Origin of the sequence: Ralstonia pickettii (assembly GCF_001699815.1) — a bacterium.
GTDB classification, from domain to species: Bacteria; Pseudomonadota; Gammaproteobacteria; order Burkholderiales; family Burkholderiaceae; genus Ralstonia; species Ralstonia thomasii.
On the sequence record NZ_MCGB01000097.1, the window covers coordinates 152261 to 165690 of the forward strand.

11 protein-coding genes are annotated in these 13430 nt (G+C 62.7%); 8 read left to right on the plus strand and 3 right to left on the minus strand.

The features are described 5' to 3' along the window. Positions 1-5 precede the first annotated feature (5 nt). From BEK68_RS21560 to BEK68_RS21590, 7 genes are all read left to right on the plus strand, one after another. The gene (locus BEK68_RS21560; RefSeq protein WP_004635157.1) at positions 6-1370 is read left to right on the plus strand and encodes an MBL fold metallo-hydrolase; all 1365 of its coding nucleotides are present in this window, start codon (positions 6-8) and stop codon (positions 1368-1370) included. Continuing rightward, positions 1367-2881, plus strand: coding sequence for a thymidine phosphorylase family protein (locus tag BEK68_RS21565; protein WP_004635154.1), 1515 nt, complete (start codon positions 1367-1369; stop codon positions 2879-2881). Before BEK68_RS21560 ends, BEK68_RS21565 begins: the two co-directional genes overlap by 4 nt. Continuing rightward, entirely contained in the window at positions 2878-3783 is a 906-nt protein-coding gene (locus tag BEK68_RS21570) for a ribose-phosphate pyrophosphokinase (protein WP_004635153.1), read from the plus strand. The genes BEK68_RS21565 and BEK68_RS21570 overlap by 4 nt, the downstream gene beginning before the upstream one ends. Positions 3784-3925: 142 nt before the next feature. Further along, positions 3926-5269 carry an SAM-dependent methyltransferase gene (locus BEK68_RS21575; RefSeq protein WP_009241691.1) on the plus strand — a complete coding sequence of 448 codons (1344 nt, stop codon included), beginning with the start codon at positions 3926-3928 and terminating at the stop codon, positions 5267-5269. A gap of 4 nt (positions 5270-5273) precedes the next feature. Further along, on the plus strand, positions 5274-5924 hold the full coding sequence (locus BEK68_RS21580; protein ID WP_004635145.1) for a DUF6629 family protein: 651 nt from the start codon (positions 5274-5276) through the stop codon (positions 5922-5924). Continuing rightward, positions 5921-8365 carry a heavy metal translocating P-type ATPase gene (locus BEK68_RS21585; RefSeq protein WP_004635142.1) on the plus strand — a complete coding sequence of 815 codons (2445 nt, stop codon included), beginning with the start codon at positions 5921-5923 and terminating at the stop codon, positions 8363-8365. The genes BEK68_RS21580 and BEK68_RS21585 overlap by 4 nt, the downstream gene beginning before the upstream one ends. A gap of 7 nt (positions 8366-8372) precedes the next feature. Beyond that, a complete protein-coding gene (locus BEK68_RS21590) occupies positions 8373-9680 on the plus strand; it encodes an MFS transporter (RefSeq protein WP_004635140.1) in 1308 nt (435 codons plus the stop codon). Positions 9681-9845: 165 nt separating this feature from the next. On the opposite strand, the gene BEK68_RS25220 is transcribed toward BEK68_RS21590, so the two are convergent. After that, a complete protein-coding gene (locus BEK68_RS25220) occupies positions 9846-10172 on the minus strand; it encodes a four-helix bundle copper-binding protein (protein WP_012435756.1) in 327 nt (108 codons plus the stop codon). Positions 10173-10749: 577 nt separating this feature from the next. Between BEK68_RS25220 and copC the strand changes: the two genes are divergently transcribed. Next, positions 10750-11136: a copper homeostasis periplasmic binding protein CopC gene (gene copC / locus BEK68_RS25225; RefSeq protein ID WP_009277764.1), complete on the plus strand. Its 387-nt coding sequence runs from the start codon at positions 10750-10752 to the stop codon at positions 11134-11136. Positions 11137-11258: 122 nt separating this feature from the next. Here copC and BEK68_RS21595 read toward each other — a convergent pair whose 3' ends face one another. Both BEK68_RS21595 and BEK68_RS21600 read right to left on the minus strand, forming a co-directional pair. Next, on the minus strand, positions 11259-12656 hold the full coding sequence (locus BEK68_RS21595) for a heavy metal sensor histidine kinase (RefSeq protein WP_009241690.1): 1398 nt from the start codon (positions 12654-12656) through the stop codon (positions 11259-11261). Next, the gene (locus BEK68_RS21600; protein WP_012435757.1) at positions 12656-13342 is read right to left on the minus strand and encodes a heavy metal response regulator transcription factor; all 687 of its coding nucleotides are present in this window, start codon (positions 13340-13342) and stop codon (positions 12656-12658) included. The genes BEK68_RS21595 and BEK68_RS21600 overlap by 1 nt, the downstream gene beginning before the upstream one ends. Positions 13343-13430 lie beyond the last annotated feature (88 nt).

The following is a 13430-nucleotide window of genomic DNA, read 5'->3' on the forward strand; positions in this document are numbered from 1 at the left end:
AGGCGATGAAGCTCAGTTTTCACGGTGCGGCCGGCACAGTGACCGGCTCAAAGTATTTGGTGGAGCATCAGGGGCAGCGCCTGCTGGTTGATTGCGGGTTGTTCCAGGGCTACAAGCAGTTGCGATTGCTGAACTGGGAGCCGTTGCCGTTCAGCGCCGCCGACATCGATGCGGTGGTGCTGACACACTCCCATCTGGACCATGCCGGTGCGTTACCGTTGCTCGTGAAACAGGGCTTCCGGGGCCGGATTCTGGCGACGCCCTCGACAATCGAACTATGCGGTCTGCTGTTGCCCGACAGCGGGAGAATCCAGGAGGAGGACGCCGCCTATGCGAACCGGCATCACACCTCCAAGCACGCCACGGCTTTGCCGCTGTACACGGAGGACGACGCACGTCGCGCAATGGAACAGTTGCACCGATTGCCTTTCGACCAGTGTGTGGACGTCGTCCCCGACGTTACGGTGACCTTGCGCCCGGCTGGGCATATTCTCGGCGCGGCCTCGGCCGAACTGACAGCGGGGCAGACGACAGTGCTGTTCTCCGGAGACGTTGGCCGCCCCGACGACCCGGTGATGCGTGCGCCTGCGCCGGCTCCCAAGGCAGACTACATCGTTGTCGAATCGACTTATGGGGACCGGCTACACGAACCGGTACCCAATGCGCAGGCCGTGCTCGGTGAGGCGATTGCTCGCACAGCACACCGTGGCGGCATGGTCGTGATTCCGGCGTTTGCGGTGGGGCGTGCACAGTTGCTGCTGCATTTGATCCACAAGCTGAAGCAACAGGGCGCGATTCCAGACCTGCCTGTTTTTCTCGACAGCCCGATGGCAATAGATGCAACCGAGATCTATCACCGCCATCACGCCGAACATAAGCTGTCGCTCGAAGATTGCCTCGGGATGTACAAAGCTGCGCGCATGATCAGGACCCCGGAGGAATCGCGGGCGCTGGCTGGGCTGGCCCTCCCGGCTGTGATCATCTCGGCCAGCGGCATGGCCACCGGCGGCCGCGTGCTGCACCATCTGAAGCATCTGGCGCCGGACCGGCGCAACACCATCATCCTGGCCGGTTATCAGGCTGGGGGGACACGCGGCGCGCGGCTGCAGGCTGGTGAGCGAAGCCTGCGCATTCACGGTGAGGACGTCGCCGTGCGTGCCGAAGTGATTTCACTGCAGGGCATGTCGGCGCATGCCGATGCAAGCCAATTGATCGAGTGGCTGGGCAGTGCGCCAGCGGCGCCGCGCTCGGTGTTCGTCACCCATGGCGAGCCGGGGCCGGCTGATGCGATGCGCCAGCGCATCGAGCGGGAACTTGGGTGGTCCGCCAGCGTTCCGTTGTTGGGACAGCACGTGGAGTTCGATGTATGAGGAACCCTCGCCACAGGGCAAGTCTTGCCGTGCGTCGGATGGGCATCGAGACGCAGCAGGAATATGTCGTCTACATGCATCGAGACTGCCATGTTTGCCGCTCCGAGGGTTTCGAGGCGCAGACGCGAGTACTGATTAGCCTGAACGGACGCTCGATCATCGCCACGCTGAACGTTGTCGATCCGACCTTGCTGGAGTTGGGGGAGGCGGCGCTTTCGAACAGCGCGTGGCGAGCGCTGGCGCCCGCGCCGGGCGACCGGATCACGATCTCGCATGCCCCGACGCTGGACTCAATGAGCCAGGTGCGGGCGAAGATCTACGGCCACAGGCTCGACGCGTCGGCTCTGGACTCGATCATTAGTGACGTCGCCGCTGGCAGCTACCCTGGGACACATATCGCCGCTTTTCTAAGCGCCTGCGCCGGCGGGCGGATGGATTTGCAGGAGACGATCGATCTGACGCGAGCGATGCTGGCCGCGGGCAAGCGGCTCGACTGGGGGCATGCACCGATCGCGGACAAGCACTGTGTGGGTGGATTGCCGGGAAACCGCACGACGCCGATTGTCGTGTCGATCATCACCGCGGCCGGGCTCACGATGCCGAAGACGTCGTCAAGGGCCATTACCTCGCCGGCTGGCACCGCCGACGTGATCGAAACGATGACGCCGGTGGCGCTCGATTTGGAGCAGATGCGCCGCGTTGTCCAACGCGAGGGCGGCTGCTTTGTCTGGGGAGGCTCGCTGGCGCTCAGCCCGGCCGACGACATGTTGATCCGCGTCGAGCGCCCGCTGGACCTCGACAGCGACGCGCAGCTCGTGGCATCTGTGCTGTCGAAGAAGATCGCTGCCGGCGCTACCCACTCCGTGATCGATGTGCCGGTCGGGCCGACCGCCAAGGTGCGCAGTGACGCAGACTACGAGTGCCTGAAGCAAATGCTGGAGCAGGTAGCGCAGGCCTTTGATTTGCACTTGCAGGTAGTGCGTACGGACGGGACGCAGCCGGTGGGCCGTGGCATTGGTCCCTCACTGGAGGCGCACGACGTGCTGGCAGTCCTTCAGCGTGCCGAGCGCGCGCCCGAGGATCTGAGCGTGCGCGCTGTCGCATTGGCTGGACAACTGTTGGAATTTTGCGGTCACAGCGAGCCGGGTACTGGCGTCTTGGTCGCTCAGCGGTTGCTTGATAGCGGCGCCGCGTGGGCCAAATTCCAGGCGATCTGCAAAGCGCAAGGGGGCTTACGCGAGCCGCAGCGGGCGCGGCTACGCGAGCCTGTGCTGGCCGAACGTGACGGGATGGTACGTGAGATCGACAGCCGGCGGTTGGCTCGCGTGGCCAAGCTCGCCGGGGCACCGAAGGCACCCGCTGCCGGGCTCGAACTGCATGTCAAGCTGGGGGATCGCGTCGAGCGAGGTATGCCGCTGTTCACCGTGCATGCCGAAGCGCTCGGCGAGTTGGACTACGCGTTCGACTACCTGGAGGCTCACCCGCTGATCGATGTGGGAGATTCGAGATGACGCCACTGATTTTTGCCATGCCGGGCAATGAAGCGATGGCAGAGAAGCTGGCTTCGGCGTTGGGCGCAGAGCGCGGGACTACGACGGTGCGGCGCTTTCCGGATGGAGAGTCGTATGTGCGGGTGGAGTCTGCCGTGGAGGGGCGGCGGGTCGCCATCGTCTGCACGCTAGACCGGCCGGACGACAAGCTGATTCCGTTGCTGCTGTTGGCGGCGGCCGCCCGGGAGAACGGTGCGACCGACGTTGGTCTGGTCGCACCTTACCTCGCCTACATGCGACAGGATAGTTGCTTCCAGCCGGGTGAGACGGTGAGTGCACGGCATTTTGCAGCCTGGTTGTCGCGTGGATTTGATTGGCTGGCAACAGTCGATCCCCACTTGCACCGCATCACCAAGTTGTCGCAGGTCTATGTAATCCCAACGCGTCACGTCCACGCGGCGCCGGCTGTGGCGGCATGGCTGCGCGCCCATGTGACACGCCCGGCGCTTGTGGGCCCTGACGAGGAGAGCAACCAATGGGTGGCCGATGTCGCAAGCAGGGCGGACGCGCCCATGGTGGTGCTGCACAAGGTCCGCAAAGGTGACCGGGATGTCGAGGTTTCGGTGCCGGATGTGGAGCGCTGGCGCGACCACACGCCGGTGCTGGTCGATGACATTGTCTCCACCGGTCGCACGATGGCCGAGACCATTGGTCATCTGCGGCGCGCGGGCTTGGCCGCGCCTGTGTGCATCGCGATTCACGCGGTGTTTTCAGGCAACGCGGTTCAGGATTTGGAGTCCACTGGGGCCGGGCTGGTGGTGAGCTGCGACACGGTTGTCCATCCCACCAATGGAATCTCCGTTGCCCCGGACCTAGCGTCCGCGGTTCGTGAACTCATGCAAGACCCCGGGGGTGCCACATGAGTGCCAAGACTCCGCACGTTCACTTCGAGATAGATCTGGCCGGATTTTGCAAAGCCGCGATTCCGATGTCGGGTTGGCGCTTCATCGTGTCAATTGGCGGAGAGGACCGCGACGAGCCATCAACCCAACGGGAGGGCAAGAGATGAACAGCACCAAGGCATTTATTGGCAGCGTTCCTTCGACCGACACCGAGCCGGCGCTACGCATCCTGCGTCGGTTGCTCGCTGGGATGGAGAAGCCGCCCGCACTGCGGCTGTGGAACGACACGCTGCACGGGCACGATACGGCGGTCGATTTCACGTTGGTGGTGCGGGACCCCAGCCTGTTGCGTCAGTTGGTGGTGGCGCGCAGTCCCCTTTTATTGGCTGACGCGTACTTTCGGGGCGTGCTCGACATCGAGGGAGACCTGTACGGCGCGCTCCGGTTGAAGAACCATTTCGAGTCGATCCAGTTGTCGTGGCGCGACAAGCTCGCGCTGTTAAAGGACGCGTTAATGCTGCCCGCTCCGGACCTGGGTGAGATCAAACCGGATGCGGGCTTCGCATCCCGGGTCGCCCGGCGCTTCGCGCACCGGCATTCGCGCCACAGCGATCGCGCCGCGATCTCGTTCCACTATGACGTGTCCAACAAGTTCTATGGGTTGTGGCTGGACGAGGAGCGGGTGTACTCCTGCGCCTACTTCGAGCAGCCCTCCGATTCGCTGGACACGGCGCAGCGCAACAAGCTTGAGCACGTTTGCCGCAAGCTGCGCCTGCGGCCCGGCGAACGGCTGCTGGATATCGGCTGCGGCTGGGGGGCGCTCGTATGTTGGGCCGCGCGCGAGCACGGTGTGCACGCCCACGGCATCACCCTAAGCGAGCGACAGCTCGAATACGCCCGCGAGCGCATTCGGATCGAAGGGTTACAGGATCGCGTCACGGTGGAGTTGCGCGATTACCGTGATCTGGAAGGCGAGGGTGTCTACGACAAGGTTTCCAGCATCGGGATGTTCGAGCACGTCGGCCTGCGCAACCTGCCGGCCTACTATGCGGTGGTGCGTCGGATGCTCAAGCCGGGCGGCCTATTCTTGAACCACGGCATCACGCACGACGAGGAAGGGTGGAACAAGACAGCTGCCACCGAGTTCATCAATCGCTATGTATTTCCCGACGGCGAGCTTGATTGCATCAGCAACATCCAACTCGGCATGGAGCGCGCGGGCTTTGAGATCCATGACGTCGAGGGACTGCGCCCGCACTACGCGATGACCTTACGGCACTGGGTGCATCGCCTGGAGGCTCAGCGCGATGCGGCGATCGCTGAAGTTGGAGAAGCCGCCTATCGCGTCTGGCGCCTGTACATGGCGGCCTGCGCGTTGGAGTTCGAGGCCGGTGGCTCCGGCATCTATCAAATCCTGGCGTCCAATCGCCACCCGGGTAAATGGCCTGTGCCGATGACACGGCGTGATCTGTACCGCAGTCGACCGCATTGGGATTGGGGGAACTAGCGCTATGTGCTTTTCCGCGACGGCCAGCTTTGGCTCCGGCACGCTACTGCTGGCAATCGGCACCGTGACGCTGCGTATGGCGCGCTGCCCGGCGGAGCGCCCTTATGCCGCCATCCCATTGCTGTTTGCGATCCAGCAGCTTGTCGAGGGGGTGGTCTGGCTCAGTTTTGGTGGCCCCGCTTGGCTTAACTTTGTTGCTACGCAGGTGTACTCATTTTTCTCCCACGTACTGTGGCCGGTGTACGTCCCCTTAGCGGCATGGCTGCTAGAGCCCCGGGGTCCGCGCCGCCGAGGGTTGTTGGCCTTTGTGGTTATGGGTCTGGCTGTGGGTGCATACCTGTTGTACAGCCTGGTGGTCAACCCGATTCAGGCGCGCCCGATGGCAGGCCATGTGGACTACCAGTCCCCGCATTTCTACATTGTCGCGTCGATGACGCTGTACCTGCTTTCCACGACGGTGAGCCTGTTGCTCTCCAGCCATGTTTGGGTCAAGGTGTTCGGGGCGCTCACGCTGGCCGCTTCGTTCACCGCCTACGTTTTCTATGCCCATTGGTTCATTTCGGTGTGGTGCTTCTTCGCCGCGCTGCTGAGTGGCGCTGTCGCACTGCACTTCATCGCACTGCGTTCGATTCCCCAACAACGGATTCCCTCATGAGCACAACCAACACATTCGAGGTGGCAGGGCTACTATCGCCGCTGGCAGCGCGCGGCGTCGAAAAGCACCTAGCGCAGATGCCGGGCATTGAGCATGTCTCGGTCAACGCGGTGGCCGGATCGGCCACGGTGACGTACGACCAGGGGCGCATTGATCCGGAACGCATCCGGGCGGCAATCCAGGACTGCGGGTACCACTGTGCGGGCGAAATGTTGCCCCGGCACATGTGCGGGCCGATGGAGCATGCTGTGGCGCCGGCACACGCGCACGGCCATATTCAGCACGAGCATCCTGAGCGGCACGTACATGCCGCTGGTGGGCCGGCCACAGCGGAGGCGCCCGTCGCGCACGACCACGCCGCGATGGCTCACGGTGGCATGGATGCAATGGCCCACGAGATGGGCCATGGCCCCGGTATGGATGCCAAGGGGATGGCGCGCGACATGCGCAACCGTTTCTGGGTCTGCCTGGCGTTTACGGTGCCGATCTTCCTGTATGCCCCGATGGGCATGGATTTCATCAAGCTGAAGCCACCGTTCGGCTTGGATTTGGGGCTGTGGCTGTTCCTGCTCGCCACCGCTGCGGTGATCTACCCCGCGTGGCCGTTCTTCGTCGCCGCCGCGCGTGCGTTGCGCAATGGCGTGCTCAACATGGCGGTGTTGGTGGTGCTGAGCGTCGGCACCGGCTACGTCTTCAGTGTCGGCAGCACCTTCATTTTCGGCGGTGCGCAGTTCTATGAGGCTGTGTCGGTGTTGCTGGTGTTCATTCTGCTGGGCCACTGGCTGGAGATGCGCGCGCGCGCAGGAGCGTCGGAAGCCATCCGCGCGCTGATGGATTTGGCCCCGCCAAAGGCCACTGTCTTGCGCGCCGGCAAGGAAGTGACTGTGGCGACCGCCGAAGTGCTGCTCGACGACATCGTCCTGGTGCGTCCTGGCGACAAGATTCCGGTTGACGGCGAGGTGCTCGAGGGCGGTTCTCAGGTGGACGAATCGATGCTCACCGGCGAGTCGATGCCGGTGAAGAAGATGGTGGGCGACAAGGTGATTGGCGCGACGATCAACAAGAGCGGCAGCTTCCGTTATCGTGCGACCAAGGTGGGTGCCGACACCGCGTTGGCGCAGATCGTCAAACTGGTGCAGGAGGCGCAGAATTCCAAAGCGCCAGCGCAGTTGCTGGCCGACCAGGCCTCACAATGGCTGGTCGTGATCGCCTTCCTGATCGGTGTGGCCACTTTCGCTGTCTGGTACTTCGTGCTCGGGCAGCCGGTACTGCTGGCACTGACACTCACGATCACGGTGTTTGTGATTGCCTGCCCAGATGCACTGGGGTTGGCGACGCCGATGGCGGTGATGGTGGGTACCGGCCTGGGCGCGATGAACGGCATCTTGTTCAAGAATGCTGCGGCGCTGGAGGACGCGACACGGCTAAATGTGGTGATCTTCGACAAGACCGGCACCCTGACGCTTGGCGAGCCGGAAGTGGTCGATATAGCGGTGGCCCGGGACGTAACGCCAGACGACCTGCTGCGCGTTTCAGGCTCGGTCGAAAAGCTCTCCGAACACCCGCTTGCGGTCGCGATCCTCAAGCGTGCCGGCGCACTGGCCTCCGAAGCGGTGACGGATTTCACCAACATCGATGGGCAGGGCACGCAGGCGGTGGTGGCCGGTCGGCTGGCCCTGCTCGGTAATCGGCGGTTGATGGAGGCCAATGGCGTTGACCTTGGCGCGCTCAAGGCAGATGCCGACCGTCTGCAGGGCCAAGGCCGCACCGTGGTGCACGTCGCACACGGCGGTCGCCTGATCGGTTTGATCGCGATCGCCGACGCAGTGAGGCCGTCTTCGGCCGAGACGATCAAGGCACTGCATGGCCGCGGGGTGCAGGTCGCAATGCTAACCGGTGACAACCGTTCGACCGCTGAGCGCATTGCGAAGGAATTGGGCATCGACATCGTGCTGGCCGACGTGCTGCCGGGCGACAAGGCCGCAAAGGTCAAGGAACTGCAGGGGCAGGGCAAGAAGGTCGGCATGGTGGGCGATGGCGTCAATGATGCTCCGGCGCTGACGCAAGCCGACGTGGGCTTCGCGATCGGTGCGGGCACCGATGTCGCGATGGAGAGTGCCGATGTGGTCCTGATGAAAAGCGATCCGCTGGATGTGGTCGGTGCGATTGAACTGTCCCGCGCGACCTTGCGAAAGATGCATCAGAACCTGTGGTGGGCGGTCGCCTATAACGTAGTGGCGTTCCCGTTGGCGGCCGGCGTACTCTACCCATTCACGATCAGCCCCGAGGTGGCGGCGATTACCATGTCGGGCAGCTCTGCGCTAGTGGCGATTAACGCGCTAATGCTCAAGCGAACCCGGCTGACTGGAATCCGACGCGCAAGCGCGGCGACGGTCCACAACGGCGTGACCGCTCCGGTGGCCGCTCACGGCGCGGGCTGAAGGCATCATGCTTAATCAATCGTCCGCCACTCCCGCACCCCTCGATGCGCGGGCCGTCAGGCCAGCGTTGGTCGTGCTGCTTGCTCTGGTATTTGTTGTCTCTCTCGGCTATGGAGTCGGGCTGCCGTTGCTGCAGTTGTATCTGGCGCAGTACCTGCCTGGTGCGACGCGGCAAACGCTGGCGTGGCACGTTGGCATGCTGGGAGGAATCTACACGCTCGCGCTGTTCATCTTTGCGCCGTGGTGGGGCCGCCAGTCGGATCATCGTGGGCGGGCGGCGGCGCTGACTACCGGCTTCGCTATGTTTGTGCTGGGAACCGCGATGGTCGCGCTAATACCCAGTCTCATGGCGATCTATGGCGGTCGATTGATCGCCGGGGCGGGGGCAGCGGCTATCGTGCCCGGTGCCCAGGCCTATGTGACCGACATCAGCAATACCGAGGACAGGAGTCGGCGCTTTGTGCTGATCGGTAGTGCATCGTTCGTTGGCTTTCTCGCGGGCCCCGCGTTCGGTAGTTGGCTTGCCGGGCCGCTGATGGGCATGCCTGCAGGCCAGATGCCCAGTATGGTCAACTGGCCCGCGTTGGTGGTCGCATCGGTCGGACTGCCACTTCTGTTGGCGGTTCGCCGCTGCCTGAGCACGACCAAGCCGATCTTGCTCGACAGCGGCTCGGTGCAGATGACCCGGCAGCGCAAGCGCTTCGTTGCTGTATCGATGCTGTTAGCCCTGCTGGCGTCCTTTGCCGCAGGTACCTTCGAAGTCGGCTTCAGCCTGTTTGGTGGCCAGACACTGCGCCTACCCAACTCGATGATTGCGGTGATGTTTGTCACGTGCAGCCTGGCGATGCTCGCCGCGCAGGCTTTGCTGCTGCTTCCGGCAGTGCGCAAGCATATCGACCATCGCTGGGTTGCCGGCGCATTTGCCGGCTCAGCGGTGGCACTGGGCTTTGCCGCACTGGTGCCCGATGCCGCCGCGCTTGGGCTGCTAATCGCCGTGGTGGCTACCGGCGTCGGCATGATTGGACCGGTGCTGTCTTATGAGTTGCTGGAAGGTGACCGTAGTTTCGCTGGGTCGCTGTTGGCAAGGCAGGCAGCCGCAGGCAACCTGGGGCAGGCACTAGGTTCGGTGAGTGCCGGTACCCTGTTTGGATGGAATACGTTCGCTCCATTTTGGGCAGCGGCGGCTGTGTTGCTGCTTGGTAGTGTGGCTGCACTGCGTTGGTGGGGCGCGGCGCGGCAGGCTGAACGTCAGCCAGAGCAGCGCAGCTTTCAAGCAGAAGGAGAAAGGCAGACGAGGGAAGGGCGGGGCGCATGAACAACAATGAAAATTCCTCGTGCTATGTGCGCGCATTGTGCTTTTGAGGCCGCTTTCCAATGGCAGCGCACCGAACCGGCAATTCGTGGATGGTGTAACACGTGACGGCGGATGTGACCTATCAGCGCCATTTGCTCCTTCCAATTGAACTGGGGTTCAAAGCCGTTATTGCATAGCTCGACAGGCTTGCGCGCATTCCTCACACGCACGTGCGCAAGTTTGACAGTGGTCGTGTGCATGCTTCGCGCACTCTGCGCCGCATTTCTGACAGATGGTTGCGCATAATACGCAAACGGCTTTGGCTTGGCTGCTGCCGCGTGCCATATAACCAACGGCAGTCTGGCACAACTCCGCGCAATCGAGATCCAGGCGAATACAGTCGGCAAGTTCCGCCGGGCTTGGCTCGTTGAGGCAAGCCACAGCACAGTGCAAGCATGTGACCTGACACGCGTTACAGGCGTCGAGACATTCTTGATAGGTTTGGTGAGACATCGTCGTTCTCCTGGGTGGTTGGCGTACCGACATGGCATGCGCACCCACGAGAAAGCAAGGACGGCGCCTTGTGCCAAAGAGGCGGGGCACGTTGAGTCGCAAATGGCCAGATCTGTCCGAACCGTAATCGGACCGCCATGTGGCGGTCATGTGCGCTTTCCGCCAGTGGCCCATGGTGAACCGAAGTGTTCGCGCTCTCGGCGGAATGCGGTCGGCACGTGGAGACGCGCGTGCGCCACGACGACCACAAGGCCATGTCGCGGGGGTGTGCCGGATCGCATTGGGCAGCAAATCACCAACGTAGCAGCGCCACAGCAAAGTGGTCTAGAACTAGCCTCTGGTGGACGGTGTCGAGCCGGTGCCGAACCCGTACACCTCTATGCGTCGTGACATCACCCAGCGGGCGCTACCGCGCGCACCAACAACTTCGGTACGCATTGCCATATCGTGCTGTTTTGGGACACCGATTACCATCTCATCGCACGCTAGTTGCTCGTGGGTGGTCTGACCTGCATCAACAGGCTCCGTGTGCAACGACTTAAGCTAAATGCACATTCCCAAGAAACGGAGGTGCGCCATGTCCGCAAGTCGCCGCGCATTGCGAGGCTCAGTCACCGTCCTGTTCGCGATTCTGAGCGAGATCGCTCTCGGCCATCCAAAGCTGGTTTCATCGAGACCAGCGAACAATTCTGAAGTGGCCGCCCCAAAGCGAATCGAATTGAGATTTTCAGAGGAACTTGTATTCCCGCCTTCGGGAGGTAATCTAGTTATGGCGTGGCTGCCGGGCCGGGCGCTTCACGGGCCGATGAAGATTCCGGCTGAAGTATCGCGTGGCGGAGACGCCAAGACGGTCGTTATTCAGCCGACTCAACCTCTCATGGCTGGTTCCTATCGCGTTGACTGGCAAGCGGTCTCATCCGATGGGCATCCTGTCAATGGCAGGATCGTATTCCGAGTACGATGAAGCGCCGATCCTCATCGTTTGAGTCCATCGGAGTGGCGCGCGAAACCGGCGGCTGTTTCGGTTTGCGACCCAAAATGCCCGCCAAGCCCGGCTTGGCAGTAGTCGCCGCAGTGTGCAAAGAACTATACAGACAATATTGCGGCATCGATGCAACGCGGTAGGCGGATAGAGAACCGTGTGCGCCCGTCAATGCGCGCAACGGTGATGGTGCCGCCGTGCGCCGCAACGATCGCTTTGGTGATGGCCAAGCCAAGGCCGGCACTTTCCGACTCGGGCCGCGCGCGCGATTTGTCCGCCCGGAAAAAGCGCTCGAAGATAAATGGCAGCAGCTGCGGCGCGATCTCGCTGCCGTCGTTGTCTACCGAAACCGTCATGCCGTCGCGATCATCACTGACCGAGACGACCACGCGGCCATGTCGCGGGGTGTGCCGGATGGCGTTGGAGAGCAGGTTGCTCAACGCACGGCGCAGCATGAGCCGGTCTCCTGTGACGTGTCCATCGCCCCGCGTTTCGAGCAGGACAGCCTTGTCTTCTGCAAGCGCGTCATAGAAATCGAACAACGCGCGGATTTCGTCAGCGATGCGGATGTCTTCGGCGCTTGGCAGCGTCAGGCTGTGCTCCATCTTGGCGAGGTACAGCATGTCGGACACCATGCGTGCCAGGCGCTGCAGTTCCTCCGCATTGGAGGTCAGCACATCGCGATACTTCGTGCCCTCGCGCGGCTGGGATAGCACGACCTCCGTCTGCGTGAGCAGGTTCGTGATAGGCGTACGCAGTTCATGGGCGATGTCGGTCGAGAAGTCCGACAAGCGGCGGAAATCGTTCTGCAGGCGCTCCAACATGCCGTTCAGGGTCGCGGCAAGGTCCGCCACTTCGACTGGCACGGTATCAACAGGCATGCGTTCATCGAGCTTGTCGGCAGTCACCGTGCGCGCCCGCGAGGCCATGGTGCGCAAAGGCGCCAGGCCTCGGCGTGCAGCCCACCAGCCGAATAGGCCCGTGGCCAGCGCTGCGACGGCGATATAGAAAGCGAGCGTCCCGCGGAAGGTGTGGAGGAAGTGGGCGTGAATGTCCGTGTTGATCCCCAGCAGGACATCAAGCTCGCCCGATGATCCATCTCGCAGTGGGATGGCCGCGTGCATGCCCCGATATTGCTGACCGCCTTGCGCCCAAACGAGGGTTTCGCTGGTATGCCGCAACTGCGCCAGCGCTTGCGTTGCCGCTTGAAAATCGAAATCCTGGGTTACGTACAGCATGTGCCCGTCCGAACCCTGGATACGAGCTACGAGATCGGTGCGATGTTGGATTGCCTCGCGGATGCGTTCGGGGACCTGTTCGGCGGGACTCGATTCGACAATCTTTTCAATGACGCTGACGTTCTCGCGCAGCGCGGTGTAGTCCTCCACCGCAAAGTGCTGATCCATGGCCAGCGCAATCACCACGCCCAGGCCCAGCAAGACGGCTGCCGAACACAGCGAGAAATACGCGGTGAGCCGAGTGGTCAGGGAGAACTGCCCCATCAGGCCGCGTCCTCGGGCGCTTCCAGTACATAACCCATGCCGCGTACCGTTTGGATCAGCTTCGGCTCGAAGTGGTCGTCGATCTTGGCGCGCAACCGGCGAATGGCGACGTCGATCACATTGGTATCACTGTCGAAGTTCATGTCCCAGACCTGCGAGGCGATCAGGGAGCGAGGCAAGACCTCGCCACGGCGGCGGACCAGCAGCTCCAGCAGGGAGAACTCCTTGCTCGTCAGCGGGATCTTCTGGCCTCCGCGTGAGGCACGACGGCGAGCCAAATCCAGCACAAGGTCGGCCACTTGGATTCGGTCGGACGAGACGGCACCGGTTCCCCGGCGCAGCAGCGTGCGGACCCGGGCTAGCAACTCAGCAAACGCGAATGGCTTCACCAAGTAGTCGTCGGCGCCCATTTCAAGGCCTTTGACGCGGTCGGCCACGCTGTCGCGGGCGGTCAAGAACAACACCGGCACCGCCTGTTCCGCAGCGCGCAACGATTGGACGATCTGCCAGCCATCCACGTCAGGCAGCATCACGTCCAGCAACAGCAAGTCGTAGTCGCCCGACATGGCCAGATGGCGGCCGTCAGTACCGTTGCGTGCCAGATCGACCACAAAGCCGGCTTCGGTCAGGCCTTGCTGCAGATACTCTCCGGTTTTGGGCTCGTCCTCGACGACCAACAGTTTCATATCGCGCCTGAATCACTTCCTATGATTTATGGGCTGTAGAGTACCGCGCTGCAGGCGGCATCACACCAAGATGACGGATTTGTAATGT